At 35.8% G+C, this 17,346-nt stretch carries 17 protein-coding genes and 1 riboswitch; of the genes, 13 read left to right on the forward strand and 4 right to left on the reverse strand.

Annotated elements, in window-relative coordinates:
• Window positions 1–105 precede the first annotated feature (105 nt).
• The 4 genes from AAA915_RS04870 (at window position 106) to scrK (ending at window position 5,059) form a co-directional block, all read left to right on the forward strand.
• A complete protein-coding gene (locus tag AAA915_RS04870; RefSeq protein ID WP_046325416.1) occupies window positions 106–1,725 on the forward strand; it encodes a CTP synthase in 1,620 nt (539 codons plus the stop codon).
• Window positions 1,726–1,854: 129 nt separating this feature from the next.
• Window positions 1,855–3,129, forward strand: coding sequence for a UDP-N-acetylglucosamine 1-carboxyvinyltransferase (locus AAA915_RS04875; RefSeq protein WP_338200891.1), 1,275 nt, complete (start codon window positions 1,855–1,857; stop codon window positions 3,127–3,129).
• Between the two features lie 160 nt (window positions 3,130–3,289).
• Window positions 3,290–3,916: a hypothetical protein gene (locus AAA915_RS04880; protein ID WP_338200889.1), complete on the forward strand. Its 627-nt coding sequence runs from the start codon at window positions 3,290–3,292 to the stop codon at window positions 3,914–3,916.
• A 270-nt stretch (window positions 3,917–4,186) separates the two neighbouring features.
• Window positions 4,187–5,059, forward strand: coding sequence for a fructokinase ScrK (scrK, locus tag AAA915_RS04885; RefSeq protein ID WP_338200887.1), 873 nt, complete (start codon window positions 4,187–4,189; stop codon window positions 5,057–5,059).
• Between the two features lie 90 nt (window positions 5,060–5,149).
• Here scrK and AAA915_RS04890 read toward each other — a convergent pair whose 3' ends face one another.
• Window positions 5,150–5,968, reverse strand: a complete 819-nt coding sequence (locus AAA915_RS04890) for an AraC family transcriptional regulator (protein WP_338200885.1) — start codon at window positions 5,966–5,968, stop codon at window positions 5,150–5,152.
• 170 nt (window positions 5,969–6,138) lie between these two features.
• Between AAA915_RS04890 and AAA915_RS04895 the strand changes: the two genes are divergently transcribed.
• Both AAA915_RS04895 and AAA915_RS04900 read left to right on the forward strand, forming a co-directional pair.
• Window positions 6,139–7,437, forward strand: a complete 1,299-nt coding sequence (locus tag AAA915_RS04895; RefSeq protein ID WP_338200883.1) for a PTS sugar transporter subunit IIC — start codon at window positions 6,139–6,141, stop codon at window positions 7,435–7,437.
• A 23-nt stretch (window positions 7,438–7,460) separates the two neighbouring features.
• Window positions 7,461–8,936 carry a glycoside hydrolase family 1 protein gene (locus AAA915_RS04900; RefSeq protein WP_338200881.1) on the forward strand — a complete coding sequence of 492 codons (1,476 nt, stop codon included), beginning with the start codon at window positions 7,461–7,463 and terminating at the stop codon, window positions 8,934–8,936.
• 62 nt (window positions 8,937–8,998) lie between these two features.
• On the opposite strand, the gene AAA915_RS04905 is transcribed toward AAA915_RS04900, so the two are convergent.
• Entirely contained in the window at window positions 8,999–10,414 is a 1,416-nt protein-coding gene (locus tag AAA915_RS04905) for a C69 family dipeptidase (protein WP_338200879.1), read from the reverse strand.
• A gap of 201 nt (window positions 10,415–10,615) precedes the next feature.
• Between AAA915_RS04905 and AAA915_RS04910 the strand changes: the two genes are divergently transcribed.
• Both AAA915_RS04910 and AAA915_RS04915 read left to right on the forward strand, forming a co-directional pair.
• Entirely contained in the window at window positions 10,616–10,789 is a 174-nt protein-coding gene (locus AAA915_RS04910) for a helix-turn-helix transcriptional regulator (RefSeq protein WP_338200877.1), read from the forward strand.
• Between the two features lie 165 nt (window positions 10,790–10,954).
• Window positions 10,955–11,833, forward strand: coding sequence for a phosphotransferase (locus AAA915_RS04915; protein WP_338200875.1), 879 nt, complete (start codon window positions 10,955–10,957; stop codon window positions 11,831–11,833).
• A 78-nt stretch (window positions 11,834–11,911) separates the two neighbouring features.
• Here AAA915_RS04915 and AAA915_RS04920 read toward each other — a convergent pair whose 3' ends face one another.
• Window positions 11,912–13,225: a nucleobase:cation symporter-2 family protein gene (locus tag AAA915_RS04920; RefSeq protein WP_338200873.1), complete on the reverse strand. Its 1,314-nt coding sequence runs from the start codon at window positions 13,223–13,225 to the stop codon at window positions 11,912–11,914.
• Window positions 13,225–13,803, reverse strand: coding sequence for a xanthine phosphoribosyltransferase (locus AAA915_RS04925; protein ID WP_338200871.1), 579 nt, complete (start codon window positions 13,801–13,803; stop codon window positions 13,225–13,227). The genes AAA915_RS04920 and AAA915_RS04925 overlap by 1 nt, the downstream gene beginning before the upstream one ends.
• An 81-nt stretch (window positions 13,804–13,884) precedes the next feature.
• Window positions 13,885–13,982, reverse strand: a riboswitch (purine riboswitch).
• A gap of 183 nt (window positions 13,983–14,165) precedes the next feature.
• Between AAA915_RS04925 and guaA the strand changes: the two genes are divergently transcribed.
• The 5 genes from guaA (at window position 14,166) to AAA915_RS04945 (ending at window position 17,304) form a co-directional block, all read left to right on the forward strand.
• Entirely contained in the window at window positions 14,166–15,722 is a 1,557-nt protein-coding gene (gene guaA, locus AAA915_RS04930; protein ID WP_338207477.1) for a glutamine-hydrolyzing GMP synthase, read from the forward strand.
• A 187-nt stretch (window positions 15,723–15,909) separates the two neighbouring features.
• Window positions 15,910–16,140 (forward strand): hypothetical protein, encoded by a 231-nt coding sequence (locus AAA915_RS04935; protein ID WP_294830291.1) that lies wholly within the window; start codon window positions 15,910–15,912, stop codon window positions 16,138–16,140.
• Entirely contained in the window at window positions 16,125–16,544 is a 420-nt protein-coding gene (locus AAA915_RS04940; protein ID WP_294830289.1) for an SIR2 family protein, read from the forward strand. Before AAA915_RS04935 ends, AAA915_RS04940 begins: the two co-directional genes overlap by 16 nt.
• Window positions 16,545–16,573: 29 nt before the next feature.
• The gene (locus AAA915_RS09230; RefSeq protein ID WP_366125387.1) at window positions 16,574–16,648 is read left to right on the forward strand and encodes a hypothetical protein; all 75 of its coding nucleotides are present in this window, start codon (window positions 16,574–16,576) and stop codon (window positions 16,646–16,648) included.
• A 68-nt stretch (window positions 16,649–16,716) separates the two neighbouring features.
• Complete coding sequence (locus AAA915_RS04945; RefSeq protein ID WP_294830288.1) at window positions 16,717–17,304, forward strand: hypothetical protein; 588 nt, start codon at window positions 16,717–16,719, stop codon at window positions 17,302–17,304.
• Window positions 17,305–17,346 lie beyond the last annotated feature (42 nt).

Raw genomic sequence — 17,346 nt, forward strand, 5'->3', positions numbered from 1 at the left:
AAATAGATAGTATTTTATTTGGGCACGTTATGTGCGTTTAAGCTCCCGTTAGGGAGCTTTTTTATTTTTTGATTATTCTTATTTTTTGCAAAGGAGTTTGGGCTAATGACAAAATATATCTTCGTTACTGGCGGTGTTGTTTCTTCACTGGGTAAGGGAATTACCGCTTCTAGCTTAGGTCGATTATTAAAAAACCGCGGTTTAAAGGTGACAATGCAAAAGTTTGATCCATACATTAACATTGACCCCGGAACAATGAATCCTTATCAACATGGGGAAGTGTTTGTCACTGATGATGGTACTGAGGCGGACCTTGATTTAGGACACTATGAAAGAATTGTTGACGTACGTACCAGCAAATATTCAAATGTTACTACCGGTAAAATTTATAAAGAAGTACTGGAAAAAGAGCGGCGCGGGGACTATCACGGTGCCACTGTTCAAGTCATCCCCCATATCACAGACATGATTAAGCAAAAAATTATGCGTGCAGGTCTTACTACTGATTCAGACGTTGTTATTTCAGAAATTGGCGGTACGGTTGGTGATATTGAATCTACTCCTTTTATGGAAGCTATCAGACAGATGCGCCGTGAAGTGGGTGAAGAAAATGTAATGTACATTCATTGTACGTTAGTACCTTATTTACATGCGGCACAAGAAATGAAAACTAAGCCTACCCAACATTCTGTCGCTGAACTGCGCAGTATTGGTATTCAGCCTAATATGCTGGTGTTACGTGCTGAAATGCCAATTGATCAGGAGCATAAGGATAAAATTTCCAACTTCACTGATGTGCCGGTTGACCGTATTATTGAATCAATTAACGCACCATCGCTTTTTGACTTGCCGTTAGCTTTCCAAAAACAGGGAATGGATCAAAAAGTCTGTGATTTTCTCCATATCAAGAGTCCTAAGGATGAAGCTGATATGGCTGAATGGCAAAGGCTTGATGAACGGGTTAAAAATTTGCAACACACTACCACAATTACTCTTGTTGGTAAGTATGTTGAACTTGAGGATGCATACATTTCTGTCACTGATGCGTTAAAACATGCTGGTTACGCCTACAATACTGATGTCAAAATTAATAAGGTGCAGGCAGAAGATGTGACTGAAGATAATATTGCCGACTTTATGGAAGGTTCCGATGGTTTAATCGTTCCTGGTGGCTTTGGTTCACGCGGTTTTGAGGGAATGATTACAGCAATTAAGTATGCCCGTGAAAATGATATTCCGTTTTTAGGAGTTTGCCTGGGGATGCAAATGGCGACTGTCGAATTTGCGCGTGACGTTTTAGGATATAAGGATGCTAATACCACCGAAGCAGATCCTAAGACTAAGCATAATGTAATTGACATTATGGCTGATAAGCGTGACGAAGAAAATATTGGCGGAACTTTGCGTTTAGGTCTTTACCCAGCAACCTTGAAGAAGGGAACAAAGACAGCTGCTGCGTATGATAATCAAGATGTCATTCAGGAGCGTCACCGTCACCGTTACGAGTTCAATAATGAATATCGTGAAGCATTTGAAAAAGCAGGAATGACTTTTGCCGGAGTATCACCAGATAACCACTTAGTTGAAATTATTGAATTAACTAAAAACAAATTCTTCATTGCTGCACAATATCACCCTGAATTTTTGAGTAGACCGCAAAGGCCGGAAGGACTGTATAAAGCATTTATTGGTGCTGCATGTGGTCTTCCTGAAGAAAAGCTTTAATTGGCAAAGTTGAATAATACAAAAACCAGATTTTTGGGTGAGGGAAGGCAAAGGTCTTCTCTTGTTTTTTCTGTTAAATTCCTATAACATTATTATGACTAAACGAAATAGAAAAGGATTTTTTCGCCAATGAAGCAAATGATAATTCATGGTGGAAAGCCCCTGCAAGGTGATGTCTGGATTGGTGGTGCCAAGAATTCGACGGTTGCATTAATTCCAGCATCTATATTGTCGCGTACACCGGTAACTTTGGAAGGTGTTCCAAAGATTGCAGATGTTGACAACTTAATGGATCTGCTCAGTGAAATGGATGTTGTGAGTGATTTTCACAATACAACATTGCGTATCAATCCAGAACACATTAAGATGAGCCCATTGCCAAGTGGTAAAATCAAGAGTTTGCGTGCATCTTATTATTTTATGGGTGCTCTTCTTGGCCGTTTTGGTAAGGCTGTTGTGGGCTTCCCTGGTGGAGATGATATTGGTCCCCGCCCCATAGATCAACATATTAAGGGGTTTGAAGCCTTAGGCGCATGTGTAAAAAATGAGAATGATCAAATAAAAATTACTTCTCCTGCAGAAGGGCTCCATGGTGCTACTATTCATTTAGCAATGCCTTCTGTAGGTGCAACAATGAATATAATTATGGCATCAGTAACCGCTAAAGGACAAACTATTATTGATAATGCTGCTAAAGAACCTGAAATAATTGACTTGGCTACGTTTTTAAATAATATGGGAGCAATTATCAGGGGTGCCGGAACGGATTCGATTAGGATTGAAGGGGTTAAGCAGCTGCAAGCTAAAACCCCTCATACAATAATTCCTGATCGAATTGAAGCTGGCACTTATATTTCCCTTGCCGGTTGCATTGGCAATGGCATCTGTATTCATAATATTATTGAGGAGCACCTTGATTCTTATTTAGCCAAGGTAGAAGAAATGGGTGTAGTAATTGATGCAACTGAAGATTCCCTTTATGTTTATCCTGCTGGCGATTTAAAAATGACACAAATTCGCACGTCTTCTTATCCAGGATTTGCGACAGATTTGCAGCAGCCGGTGACTCCACTTCTGCTTTCTGCCAAGTCCGGTGAAGGCGTGATTATTGACCAGATTTATCCTAAAAGAATCGGTCACATTGAGCAGTTGCGTAAAATGGGTGCGGACATTAAAGTGGAAGATAATATTATTTTGATTCATCCAACTGCTAAACTTCATGGCACGAAGGTTTCAGCTGGTGAAATTCGTGCAGGAGCCTGCTTAATGATAGCTGGTTTGATGGCAGATGGCGAGACTATAATTGACAATGCTGATAATATTCTCCGTGGTTACGATCGCGTGCAGGAAAAACTCCGCCTACTTGGTGCGGATGTAAAAATCCAGGATGCACCTAATAAATAATTTAATATTAACTGAATAATAGTTGAGTGGGCTAATCATAATGATTAGCCTGTTTGTTTATATTTTAAAATTATAAAAAGTACTTTATTGTTTCTTTTGTAATAATAACGTAATATAATTACATTATTATTACTAAAAGATGAAATAATGAGGTATAAAAATGAAAAAGGACTTTCATAAATTTTCTAAAACTGTCATAGCTGCTGCTTTGCTAAGCGTTCCTGTCGGAGCAGTTTTTTCTGTCAACAATATTGAAGCAAAAACTGTTACTAGCGCAGAAACGGTCTTTCACTATTCTCAAAAGACTTTGTCCAAAAAGTTTGCTCAGGCCGGTTATGTTTTTAAACTAACTGATGCCACAAAGGGAGCCTTATATAAGTCTACTGGTAAACCCTATAGTACCAAAGTCATTAAAAAGATCGTCAAGAATAATACACTTTTTAAAGTTAAAAAAGTTTGGTCAATTCATAATGGCATGTTTGTTGATTTAGTTTCAAAAGATGGTAAATATAAGGGTTCTACTACATATCTAACTGGTATATATAACAAAAATACAGAAGATGAAAAGCTGAAACCTTTGGTGCAGGCAGAGCTGGATGTTACGACGGCTAGAGATAATAATAAGCAAACTGCAGAACTATTAGCTAAAGCTGAAACGTTGGCCAATGAATTGACAGGATACGAAAAGAAAATCGCACTGACATCTATCAAAGAACTAAAAGAATTCGTTAAGTATGGGACTATGGGAGAAATACCAGTGCTATTAATTGGAAAGTATCCTGATTAATTAAAGGAATAGATCAAGTATAGAATTATGTGGTAATACAGCTATTACCGATTGAAAATTGTTCCAAGACTTAATATAGATAAGGTAAATAATATAGTTTAAGTAAAATATAAAGCCTGAGGTATGATTGCTTCGGGCTTTTTTAATAACTGACTGTTTTATATGGCTTGCAAGAGAGCACACTTTTTATTTGAGAAAAATTTTTTAGATTCTGATTGAGAGTTATAATAAAAAAGTAATTAAAATGAAAGGTCAATTAAGGAGTTATAAATGCTATTAGGATCAATTGAAGCTGGCGGTACCAAGTTTGTTTGTGCAGTCGGCAATGAAAATTATCAAATTAAAGATCAAACAACTTTTCCTACCACGACACCGGAAGAAACTTTACAGAAGACAGTAGATTATTTTAAGCAATTTGCAGTAGATGCCATTGGAATTGCGTCTTTTGGACCGATTGAGGTGCGGAAAACAGCACCTAATTATGGCTTTATCACTGATACACCTAAAAAGGGATGGAACAATACTGACTTTGTAGGCTTCTTAACTAAAACAATTAAAGTTCCAATATTTTTTACTACTGATGTTAATGGTTCGGCTTTTGGCGAATATGTAATGTCACAGTTGTCAAATGAAGATGTTGACTCTCTTGTTTACTATACAATTGGTACTGGAGTAGGTGGCGGAGCTATTATTAATGGTAAGCTGGTCGGATCCTTAGGCCACCCTGAAATGGGTCACGTAAAAGTTAAGCGTCATCCAGATGACTTGGATTTTGCAGGAGTTTGTCCTTTTCATAAAGATTGCCTGGAAGGCTTAGTTTCAGGTCCTACTTTTGAAGCTCGCCTTAATAAAGCCGGTAAAGATGTGCCTCTTTCAGATCCTGTTTGGGATATTATGAGTTACTATGTAGCTCAGGCTGCCTTGCAAGTCACCTTAATTTTACGACCTGACAAAATTGTCTTTGGCGGTGGCGTTACCAGTGAAAAATTTCTAGAAAAAGTACGGCGTGATTTTGCGACATTATTGAATGAGTATGTCCACGTGCCACCATTGGAGCAATACATCACTATGCCGGAAATCAGTAATAATGGTTCTGCCACAGTCGGTGATTTTGCTTTGGCAAAACGGTTATTGAGAGAATAATTTGTTTTAATTTTTAATATTTTAAAAAATAACGAAGCCTGAAATTAAAAAATTTAATTTCAGGTTTTTATTATGAAGCATAATTTTTACTCAGTGGATTTCTTGCCTGTACTTTTTTGGATTGTAACCGTATTGTTTTTTAAAATAGGAACTAAAAGATCTAGAATTTGAAAAACCATTTTTAAATGCAATTTTATTGATAGATAAGTCTGTCATCGTTAAGTCAAAGTATGCATGTTTTAAACGTACCTTAGTTAAGTATTCTGAAAAAGAAATACCTGAATGCTTTTTAAAAAATTTAGAGAAGTACGTGCTAGAGTATGAAAATAGTTTGGCAGTTTCCGCTAATGTTATTGGATAATGATAATTTTCTTCGATATAAATCATTATTTTTGACATGATTTCTTCGTATTTTTGTGAGGTATTGATCATTTGTGTATCAAAATCTCCTACTTTAAATTCGGTCAACAGTAAAAAAATGATGTCATTAATACAAGCTTTTATCCTAAAACTTAGCTCTAGCCCTTGATTTCGTTCTTGAATAATATTTAATTCTTCCATATAATTTCTTAATTTTACTAAGGAAATATAATTTTTATCAGATAGTTTTGTGTCAAATTCATAAGTACTAAAAATATCTTTATATTCACACAAACACTCTTTTTCAATGGTTAGTCGTAATAGTTGAAATGGCACTTTTGATTTTATTGAATGACTTTTAAGACTATTTATAAAAAGTATCCTATTTTTTGTCAAATTATGATTTTTAGAACCAATTTTAACTGTTGCATTGCCTGAATAGCAAAGTAATAGTTCGAAAGAATTATGCCACCGACTTGATTGTGAAAAATTATTGCTTTTATTTGAAATAATATTAGTTGAATATAATTGTTTAACCTTATAGTTCATCGGCATGTAACTCATTTTTGTTTTCCTTACTTAATTATGTTGTAGCAAAAGTTTGCACAAAAGAAACTAATTATTTTGTTTTTGGTAGCGCTTTATTTTAATAAACTAAATTTAGATTAAGTGCTTAATTATTTTTTGTCAAAACAATTTTTTTAGAAAGGAAAAATAGAATGAACGAAAACAAAGCGACATTAACTGACAGATTTACTGCCGTGGCAGCTAAAATTGCTAATATTACTTACCTTAAGATTTTAAGGGATGCTTTCCAAGTTATTATGCCAATGTTCATCTTAGCTGGTATTGGAACATTATTAAATAGTGTAATTTTTCCAGCTTTAACGAATGGCGATCTGTTAGCAAAATTGCAAGTATTTGGAAATTTAGTTAGTAATGCAACATTAAATATTTCAGCAATGCTAGTTGCCCCAATGATTTCATATTATTTAGCAAAGGCTAGAAAATTTGATTCTCCAATGTCTGCAGTGATAGTTACAATTGGTAGTTTATTTGCCATTATGCCAATAGTCAATCAAGCTACGATAAAAGGAACCGAGAAAATGGCAGAAGTTACTGGAGTAGTAACTTTTGACAAAATAGGTACTAACGGAATGTTTGCAGGTATTATTATTGGCTTTGTGGCGACAGAAATATTTATTAAATTATCAAAATTAAAGGCCTTAAAAATTAATTTAGGACAAGGAATTCCTCCTGCTGTTGCTACTAGTTTTGAATTAATGATACCAATTTTTATTACCATTTTAATTATTTGTTTAGTATCAACTCTCTTAGTTGATTTATGGAATACAAGTGTAATTGATTTTATTACAATGGCTATTCAAAAGCCCTTAACTAAAGTTGGTAATAGCTTTATTGGTTTTACATTTTTATTTGCGCTTGCGAATTTTGTGTTTTCAATTGGTATCCACCCTTCAACCATTACAAGTTCAATTATGAAAGCGCCCCTTATGGTTGCTATGAATGAGAATATGACTGCAGCAGCAGCTGGTCGTCAGGCTCCTAACATAATTAATTATTCATTTAGACTTGTTTTTGGTCAAATGGGAGGAACGGGTGCTACACTTGGTCTTTTAATCGCTATTTTATTATTTACAAAATATAAGCCGTTTAAACAGGTATCAAAATTAGCTCTTGCTCCTGCAATCTTTAATATTAATGAACCAATTGTGTTCGGACTTCCAGTAGTATTTAATGTTTCCTTGATGATTCCCTTTGTCTTGGGGCCAATTATTGGAACAACAATAGGTTACGTAATGACAGCTATAGGTTTTATTAAGCCACTAACAGTATTAGTCCCATGGACTATTCCTCCATTCGTCAACGGCTTTTTAGCCAGTGGAGGAGATTGGAAAGTAGTTTTGGTGCAAATTATCATAGTAGCGGTTCACGTTATATTATATCTACCATTTTTGAAAGTATCAGAAAAGATAGCAAAACAACAAGTTGACTAAATATTTATAGTTTGAGGAGCATCATGAATAGTAAAGTTTTTCCAGAAAATTTTTTATGGGGTGGAGCAGTTGCCGCTAATCAGATAGAAGGTGCCTGGGATGAAGATGGCAAACTACCAAGTGTAATTGATACAGTCGTTGGTCTTCACTCTCGAAAACCAAGTATCAAATGGAATCAAAATAAGAAAATATGGGAACTTAATCTAGATCCTACAAAAACTTATTTGACCCATGAAGCGATCGATTTTTACCATCATTTTGACGAAGATTTAGAGCTAATGCATGAGCTTGGCTTGAAAGCTTTTCGAACAAGTATTGCTTGGTCTAGAATTTATCCAAAGGGTGATGAGGATAAACCAAATGACAAAGGATTAGAGTTTTATGATCAGCTTATTGATACCATTATTAGTAAAGGAATGGAACCAATAATAACGTTGAGTCATTATGAAACTCCATTTAATTTGGTAGCTAAATACGGCGGTTGGACTAACCGTAAAATGATCGATTTTTTTATTAAGTATTGTCAAACTGTTTTTGAACGATATAAAGGCAAAGTTCACTATTGGATGACTTTTAATGAAATTAACAATTTGATGAAATATCCTTATGTAGCGGGTGGTATATTACCGATACCACCTAAAAATCTAGATGATCCTCTATCTGATATAAGTTTAAAAGATTGTTTTCAAGCTAGTCATAACATGTTTGTGGCTAATGCACGAGCTATTCAGATTTTAAGAAAGATTGACAACAAAGCAAAGATGGGACTAATGTGTAGCTTTTCTCAGCTTGCACTATATCCTAATACCCCAAATCCCAAAAATGTTTTTGGTGCTTATCTTTTTACCAGAAAATCATTTTTCTTTAGTGATGTAATGTGCCGGGGACATTATCCTATGTATATTATTCGTTATTGGAAAGAAAATAATTTAGCTCCAGAAATTGAGCAAGGAGATTTAGAACTAATTCAGAATTTTACATGTGACTATATCGGATTTAGCTATTATAAAAGTAGTGTCTTTGATGTAGATAAAAAAATGAAAGTAGATACTGGAGGGCCTATTGGTATTGAAAATCCCTTTTTAAAGGTGAAAGCACCACAACCTTGGAACTGGCCGATTGATCCCGAAGGGTTACGTTATGTTTTAAACATATTAACCGACCGTTACGAATTACCCCTTTTTATTGTAGAAAATGGTCTAGGTATGGATGAGCATCCAGATAAGAAAGGTTGCATTTATGATAAAGAACGATGTGACTATCTTAAGATGCATATTGAGCAAATTGCTAAGGCAATTCAAGATGGTTGCAATGTAATTGGTTACTTATGGTGGGGGCCTATTGACATTGTTTCAGCTGGTACAGGAGAAATGAAAAAACGCTATGGTTTCGTTTACGTTGATAGAAACAATGATGGTAGTGGTACTTTAAGAAGAATCAAAAAATTTAGTTTTAGCTATTACAAACAAATCATTGAATCGAATGGGACAGATCTTTGATAAAATTGTGACAAACAAAAACGGCAGAGCTTATACTCTACCGTTTTTTGTATTTCACTATTTTAATCTAACAGGTCAAACTTAAGTGTTGCTAGATTATGGCCTTCATTTACCATGTTACCCAGTAGTTCAATGGTGTTGTTGTAAACTTGATCAGCCATCTTTTGGTTGGCCTCAGTTAATAAATCTTCAGCTTCTTTGCCTGACAGACCTGCAACTTTTTTATCTGTTTCGTGTTGAATGAGGTGACATTGTGCCAATGATTTTTGCTCAAAGTCATTTTCTAGTTCACCGTAGACTTTAAAGTTAGTGTCACCCAATTGTGCTGTTAATTTATTTAACCAAAAAATCTTGTTCAAATCGAACTTTGGACCGGTTTGGAAACTGGCCGGGGTGTCATTAACATTGGTATAGAATGGCACAAAGCTGTTAAAGGTATTTGGACCAAAGCAAAGCCATTGCACGCCAGCAATTTCTTCAGGGACATCATTTCTAACTTGGAGAATATGAGTTTCGAAGTTGCGGTTAAGTGCAATTGGACGGTAAGTTTTCTTTTGTTCAGGGGTACCCTGATCACCATAAGGATCAAATGGAGTATCTTGATAGTGAGAACTCTCGATAAAGCAAATATCCTCAATACTAATTTTGCGGTTAGCATGGCAAATAAATGGTTGATCTTGATCACTTGGCTTGCCGCCGAATTCTGGATCAAAGTAATTGTGAACAAACCAGGCACGAGGATTGTTGTAATGCGCATCCTTAATAGTTGAACTACCAAAGATGTGTCGCATGTTGTAACCTTCACGGTCAGGATTTAAGTGGTATTCCTTAATTAGGTCTTCTAAGGTATCATCAGTTAAGAAGCCATCTTTACCAAAGTGGAATTCATCGATGTTCAAACGGTTAGGAGCGACAACATAGGCGTCATCAGGAATACGGCGTGCAATCCAGTGGTGGCCACCAATTGTTTCCAGGTACCAGACTTCATCATGATCGGCAAAAGCCATACCGTTCATTTCATAAGTACCATATTTTTCCAGCAAATAACCAATGCGCTTAACGCCATCAAGAGCACTGTGGATATAAGGCAATGTTAAAGTAACAAAGTCTTCTTCTCCTAGGCCGCCCTGGGCAAGAAGTGGGTCAATACCTTGTATACGTGCATTTGTGGTAATAGTTTCAGTAGCAGTCATTGCTACGTTTTCTGAGTTAATTCCGGCTGCACCCCAGATGCCGCTTTCGCCAGAGACATCAGGTGCACTGGTATAACGCAAAGGCTTTTCCGCTAAATCTTCATCATCAATCTTTTGGTGACTAATAACACTTTCATAATGATTTGGTTGTTTTTCCGGTGTAATAAGTTCAAAACCTTCAGGAATTATTTCACGGCCACCGTCTTCACTTCTGGCAATCATAGCTGAACCGTCAATGGTGGCATTTTTACCGACAAGAATAGTCGTACATTCTGCTTTTTTCATCTTATCTGTCCTTTCAAATTACTTAATCTATATTGTATTAAAAAAGGCGGACTGTTTGCAAAAAAATGAGTAAACTTAAACCTAAATTATTATTACTTTTATCAATTATTGCTTCTAACTAAATTCTAATTTATGATTTATACAAAATATAAAAGAAGCTTTACTAAAAAAGTCAAATAAGTTTGACAGGAGAGTGAACTAGTGAAAAATAGAATTGCTCAATTGCGTAAAAAGCAAAGGTACTCACAGGCTCAATTAGTCGAAACTGCTCATGTTACTTGGCAAACGATCAACGCCATTGAAAAAGATAAGTATGATCTATCATTAGAATTAGCTTTTCAATTGGTGCAGATATTAGGGGTAACGGTTGACTGATTATTCTTATATGAAGGTGAGGATTAAAATGATTAATACTAAGAAAAACATAGTTTATGGTGCATTTTCATACTGTTACCTTGATTGGCAAGAAAATCGGTAAACTACTTTTGTGTTACATCGCTGTGGCATTGCCCGCATCGGTGAAATGAAAGAACTAAACTAATGACTATAGAAAAATTTTTACAAGAAAAATTGCAAGCTGACTTAACAAAGATCACGCACGAGTCACAAAACAGCACTTTTGTTGGTAATAGTGCAAAATTTGAGCAAAAAATTTTTGTCAAAGTCTTTGCACAAGAAGGAAAATTTTTAACTGAAAAAGCTGTTAACGAGCAACTAAATACTCGTGTATTAGACTCTTTTGTTGTCAAACAAAGGCAACAATTTGTTTTGGTCATGAAAGATTTGGCGCCTTCTGAAATTAAAGAAGAAATCAATCCTGATATGGCATTTAACATGGGAATAGAATTGTCTGACTTCCATCAAAAAGTCAAACCATTTTCTGGCGTATACCAAAATAATCAACTATTCAATAAGGCAAAACGCGACATTGATAACTTAAATAAGCCCGAAATCAAAAACAAGCTGATGAAATTGCTAGCGCTGTTTACAGCTAAAAGAGCAGGTATAGAAAAAAATTTGGCAGTTCATGCAAATACTGTTTTACACGGGGATGTCGGCTTGCGCAATTATAAAATTGTTGCCGGTCATCTTAGCCTAATTGACTTTGAACGAGCGCGCATGGGAGTAAATTATCAAGACTTCATTAAGCTTTTTTACCAGGACTTTGGTTTAAATAAAGAATTGATCGTTTCTTTTGTCAAAGGATATGAAAAGTGTGGGCAGAAAATTGTAGTTGCTCGAGTGACACAGGTCTTTCTCATTTTTATCACTGCTATTGGAATTATGAAGTATACAGAAAAGATTGTGGATAAGCCATTTGAGAAAATTGGAGAGCAAATGCTTGCAACTTGCAGTTCATTTCTAAATATAGGGAATTTGAATGAGAGCCTGACTAACATGAATGCTATTATCCTATAAAAATAAAAAAGCATCTTCTTGCCTGAAGATGCTTTTTTGGGGTAAATAGAATTGTCTCAAGGGTAAAGACAATTTCATTTACGTGATATTTGCAGTTTGAGTATTTTGTTTTGCTTTTCTATCACCTCCTTTAAGTAAAAAGTTTAGAATTGTTGCGGATAAGCTAGTAATCACGATTCCGTTGCTTAAAAACAATTGCACAGTAGCCGGTAGATTTTTGAAAAATTGGGGATAAATAGTAACACCGAGTCCAAGTCCAATTGAGATGGCAATAATTAAGACATTGTTATTGTCGCTAAGATCAACTTTGGCCAGTGTTTTGATACCTTGAACTGCAATCATAGTGAACATTACGAGCATTGCACCACCTAACACTGGGGTAGGAATGATAGTTACCATTGCGCCAATTTTAGGTAACAAACCCATAGCCATTAGTAGACCACCGGCCCAGTAAATCGGACGCTTAGTTTTAATGCCTGATAATTGTAAAAGACCGACATTCTGAGAAAAAGTGGTATAAGGAAAAGCGTTGAATAAACCACCAAAAATTTGAGCTATACCTTCTGCGCGGTAACCTTTTTTCAAATCTTCTTCAGTTACGTCATGATGTAAAAGGTCACCGATGGCGAAGAATACGCCGGTTGATTCGACCATTGAGACTAAAGCAATGATGATCATTGTCAGGCTGGAAGACCATTCAAATTTCGGTACTCCAAAATAGAAAAGTTGGGGTAAGTGGAACCAAGATGCTTCCATTACGGGAGTGAATGAAACAAGACCCATGCAAGCGGCAATAACAGTTCCGGCAACAAGACCGATTAAAACTGAAATTGACCTAATGAATCCTTTAGTCCAAATTTCTAATGCCAGGATGATAAACATCGTGCAAAAGGCTAGGAAGAGATTTTGACCACTGCCAAAACTTTTAGCGGCTGAATTGCCACCACCCATGTTTTGAATTGCGACCGGAACGAGGGTTAATCCAATAGTAGTAATTAACGTACCTGTTACTACAGGAGGAAAGAACTTTTTGATTTTGGCAAAAACACCCGAGATTAAAACTACGAAAATACCGGCAACTATAATGGCACCATACATGTCGTTGATTGAGAATTTCTGCCCAATCATTTGCAAGGGGGCAACCGCCTGAATGGCGCAACCTAAAATAACTGGGAAACCAATACCGAAGTACTTGTTGCGCATTAATTGTAATAGCGTAGCTAAGCCGCACATGAAAATGTCAATTGAAACAAGGTAAGTCATTTGTGCAGGAGAAAATTTTAATGCATTACCAATTAGCAGAGGTACCGCAACAGCACCGGAATACATTGCTAAGAGGTGCTGTAAACCTAAAACAGCTGCTTTTTGTTGGCTAACTTCTTTTTTTGCCATTAGTTTTCTCCCACGAAATGTACTTGATTATTGGCTAAACTATCGATTTCTGCCAAGGCTTCGAGGCGATAGCCGTGTTCTTTAATCCAGTCGCTGCCGCCTTGGAAAGTTTTTGCGACTACGATGCCGACACCAGCTATCTCAGCACCAGCTTGGTTAGCAATATTAATCATGCCTTTAACTGCTTCGCCATTTGCCAGAAAGTCATCAATAATTAACAAGTGATCATCTTTGTGCAAGAATTTTTGCTCAACACAAATTTGATTAGTGACTTTCTTAGTGTAAGAATAAACATCGGCCCAATAGACAGCATCATTAAGTGTAGCGGGCTTTTTCTTACGGGCAAAAACCATTGGCACATGTAATTCAAAGGCTGTCATTACTCCTGGTGCAATTCCCGAAGCTTCGCAGGTTAACACCTTTGTGATGCCACTATCCTTAAATAGTTGACTAAATTCTTCTCCGACTTTCTTCATTAGTTCGGGATCTACTTGATGATTTAAAAACGAGTTAATTTTTAAAACATTACCAGGTAAAACTTCTCCGTCACTGCGAATCCGGTCTTCTAATAATTTCACTTTTTCCTCCTTTAAGACAAAAAGGACTTTTTCTACCAAAACTATGGTAAAAAAAGCCCCTTAAACTAGTATTTTAACTACTTTAAATGCTACATTATCCATAGTTCAGAATTTACGGTTCTGAGTAGAAACTGCCGACCACATTACGGCAATATATAGATTTTTATTTTGCTATTGCAAGCATTGTAACAGAGTCACATAATATGTGCAAGATTAATTTTAAAATTAAATTACGAATTATATTAAGCAAAAGGGCATAAATGATTCGTAAAATCATTTATTAGAGCTAAAAAATTATTGACCACTGCTGCATTTCTTAGTAAAGTTGATATAGTATGAATTTAATCAGTAAAGGAGCTTGGATGTCGGTGAAAAAGAATATTAGTGATTTTGATGAAATTATTGTGCTGGATTTTGGTAGTCAATATAATCAACTAATCACACGCAGGCTGCGGGATTTTGGGGTTTATTCCGAGTTGTTGCCCCATGATATTAGTATGGACCAAATAAGAAAGATTAACCCCAAGGGCATTATCTTTTCAGGAGGTCCTAACAGTATTTATGACCAAAACGCTTTGAAAGTAGATCCCGCAATTTTTAAATTGGGTATCCCAATTCTGGGTATTTGTTACGGAATGCAACTGATGGCTTCTTATTTAGACGGTAAGGTCGAAAAAGCTGCCAATTCTGAATACGGTCGTGCCGATATCGAAGTTGAAGATACTAACTCCGTTTTATTTGCTGGCCTGCCTAAAGATGAATATGTCTGGATGAGTCACGGTGATTTGGTCACAGGGGCTCCTGCTGGTTTTGAAACAGTGGCTTCAAGCAAAAATTGCCCGATTGCCGCTATTGCTAACGATCAAGCAAAAATGTATGGTATTCAATTTCATGCTGAAGTGCGGAATACCCAGTATGGTCTTGATATTTTGCGTAATTTTGCTTTTAAAGTCTGCGGCGCTAAAGCTGATTGGTCTATGACCGATTTTATTGACCTGCAAATTGCTGAAATTAGAAAAACTGTTGGTGATAAGAAGGTAATTCTGGGATTATCTGGTGGGGTAGACTCCAGCGTCACCGCGACACTTTTACACAAAGCGATTGGCAACCAGTTGACAGCAATTTTTGTGGATCACGGCATGTTACGCAAAAACGAAGGCGATGAAGTAATGGCTGCCTTGAATCGTGATTTAGGCGTTAACATTATTCGGGTAAACGCTCAAGAGCGCTTTTTGAATAAACTCAAAGGTGTCACCGACCCTGAGCAAAAGCGGAAAATCATTGGTAAAGAGTTTATTGAGGTGTTTGCGGACGAAGCAAAAAAAATTAAAGATGTGGACTTTTTAGCCCAAGGCACCCTGTACACCGATGTGATTGAGAGCGGCACAAATACCGCCCAGACAATCAAGTCGCATCATAACGTTGGTGGGTTACCTAAGGATTTACACTTTAAACTAATTGAACCTTTGCGCAAGTTATTTAAAGATGAAGTACGTGAACTGGGTGAAAAATTAGGGATTCCGCACGATTTGGTTTGGCGTCAGCCATTCCCGGGACCTGGTCTTGGCATTCGCGTTATTGGCGAAGTAACGGAGGATAAACTCAAACTGGTGCGTGACAGTGATGCAATTTTGCGGGATGAAATTAAAAAAGCCGGTTTACAGGAAAAAGTATGGCAATACTTCACCGTTTTACCTGGTATCAAATCCGTTGGCGTGATGGGTGACGGTCGCACTTACGACTATACCATTGGTATTCGTGCCGTTACCTCAATTGATGGGATGACCGCTGACTTTGCCCGCTTGCCGTGGGATGTTTTGCAAAAAATTTCAACGCGCATTGTTGACGAAGTACCAAACATTAACCGCGTAGTCTATGATGTCACCAGTAAGCCACCGTCAACGATTGAGTGGGAATAAGAATGTAGTATTGATTAGAGTGGAATGCTGATAAACATGCATTAACTGAAACTAGGTATTAATTGACATGGTAGTGTACCAAATTAAAGCTCTTAGTTATTAAAATAAGGGCTTTTTTATTTCGGGAGATATTTTTCAATAAAATTAGTGCTCTGATATAATTAAGATTGTATAAGAGGTGAAAGTTATGAAGCAATCGTTTTTAGATAATTTAATTAAAGAGAATGAATTTCCTATAATATTTATTGGTTCAGGTATTACTAGAAGATACTTTAAAGATGCTCCTACATGGGATAAGTTATTATATATTTTATGGAATGAAACAAATCCAACTGATAATTATTACTCTGCTTTTCATAATCTGAGAAAAAAACTGAAGATTCTTTTTATATCTATACTAGTATGGCTTCTAAGATAGAAAGTAGATATGATGATGCTTTTTATGACGGAAAAATAAAATTACCTGATCTTACATTAGAGCGGGCACATAAACAAGGCATTTCACCTTTTAGAACCAGAATTGCAGATATATTTTCAAAATTGCAACCTAAGGATGAAGTTAATGAAATAAATCTACTGAAAAAGATGCTAGTTAAAGCCAGGTTTATTGTAACTACTAATTATGATGAATTTTTGGAAAATGAATTAAATGGAAATGTGAATATAAAAGTCGGAAATAAAGGTTTGTTTTCTACCGGAGCCGAGTTTGGAGAATTATATAAAATTCATGGGTCTACAAGTGATCCTAACTCTATAGTAATAACTGAAGATGATTACAAAAAATTAAAAGAATATCCGCAATTATCAATGCAAAGATTTTAAGTAGATTAACGGTATCTCCAATTTTATTTTTGGGCTATTCTTTAACCGATAAAAATGTCAAATCATTATTAAAGGATTTATCAGACAATATGCCTTTTCAATAAGGGAAGCTGCTGAAAGAATTGGAGTAGTTGAATATAATGAAGGGCATCAGGATATTGTTGAAACTGCAATGGAAACTGATGATGTTCATTATACGAATATTAGTACTGATAATTATTCGGAAGTTTATAAAAAAATAGCCAAAATCGATCAGGGTGTTTCTCCCATTGAAATTTCAAAGTATCAAGATATGATCAAACAGATAATAGTTACTAGGGGGAAAAGCGGAGAATTGAAGCATGTTTTAACATCTGTCGGAGATCTAAATAACTTACCCGAAAAATTAAAAAGACAAGATATTGTTGTTGCTATGGGAGACAGTAAGTATATTTATAAAATACCTAACTACGTCGATTATGTAAAGGATTACTATTTACATCCTGGAAACATGCCAGAAGAAATTGCATTGCCATTTATTCTTAAATCGCCGGTACGCAGCACATTGCCAATTTCAAAATATATCCATTTCAAGATGAAACTAGCTTCAAAAGAAAAAGATAAGATAAATGCTAGATTAAAAAGATTTAATTCTTTAGAAAAGCTTAAAAATGGAATTAGTATTTCAAGAAGTAATAATATTCAATTAGAAAAAGAATTTAAGGATACGGATAAAGCAATAGATTTTCTAAAAGGAAAAAGTAATGCTGAAAAAGAGTAAAGAGTGGCTTTTTTGACTAAGAAGATAGATAAAATTAAAAGA

Origin of the sequence: Lactobacillus rizhaonensis, from assembly GCF_036246345.1 — a bacterium.
GTDB classification, from domain to species: Bacteria; Bacillota; Bacilli; order Lactobacillales; family Lactobacillaceae; genus Lactobacillus; species Lactobacillus rizhaonensis.

Coding starts and splice junctions, on each gene's coding strand:
- AAA915_RS04870 (WP_046325416.1), top strand. CDS start 106: ATGACAAAATATATCTTCGTTACTGGCGGTGTTGTTTCTTCACTGGGT.
- AAA915_RS04875 (WP_338200891.1), top strand. CDS start 1,855: ATGAAGCAAATGATAATTCATGGTGGAAAGCCCCTGCAAGGTGATGTC.
- AAA915_RS04880 (WP_338200889.1), top strand. CDS start 3,290: ATGAAAAAGGACTTTCATAAATTTTCTAAAACTGTCATAGCTGCTGCT.
- scrK (WP_338200887.1), top strand. CDS start 4,187: ATGCTATTAGGATCAATTGAAGCTGGCGGTACCAAGTTTGTTTGTGCA.
- AAA915_RS04890 (WP_338200885.1), bottom strand. CDS start 5,968: ATGAACTATAAGGTTAAACAATTATATTCAACTAATATTATTTCAAAT.
- AAA915_RS04895 (WP_338200883.1), top strand. CDS start 6,139: ATGAACGAAAACAAAGCGACATTAACTGACAGATTTACTGCCGTGGCA.
- AAA915_RS04900 (WP_338200881.1), top strand. CDS start 7,461: ATGAATAGTAAAGTTTTTCCAGAAAATTTTTTATGGGGTGGAGCAGTT.
- AAA915_RS04905 (WP_338200879.1), bottom strand. CDS start 10,414: ATGAAAAAAGCAGAATGTACGACTATTCTTGTCGGTAAAAATGCCACC.
- AAA915_RS04915 (WP_338200875.1), top strand. CDS start 10,955: ATGACTATAGAAAAATTTTTACAAGAAAAATTGCAAGCTGACTTAACA.
- AAA915_RS04920 (WP_338200873.1), bottom strand. CDS start 13,225: ATGGCAAAAAAAGAAGTTAGCCAACAAAAAGCAGCTGTTTTAGGTTTA.
- guaA (WP_338207477.1), top strand. CDS start 14,166: ATGTCGGTGAAAAAGAATATTAGTGATTTTGATGAAATTATTGTGCTG.
- AAA915_RS04935 (WP_294830291.1), top strand. CDS start 15,910: ATGAAGCAATCGTTTTTAGATAATTTAATTAAAGAGAATGAATTTCCT.
- AAA915_RS04940 (WP_294830289.1), top strand. CDS start 16,125: ATGGCTTCTAAGATAGAAAGTAGATATGATGATGCTTTTTATGACGGA.
- AAA915_RS04945 (WP_294830288.1), top strand. CDS start 16,717: ATGGAAACTGATGATGTTCATTATACGAATATTAGTACTGATAATTAT.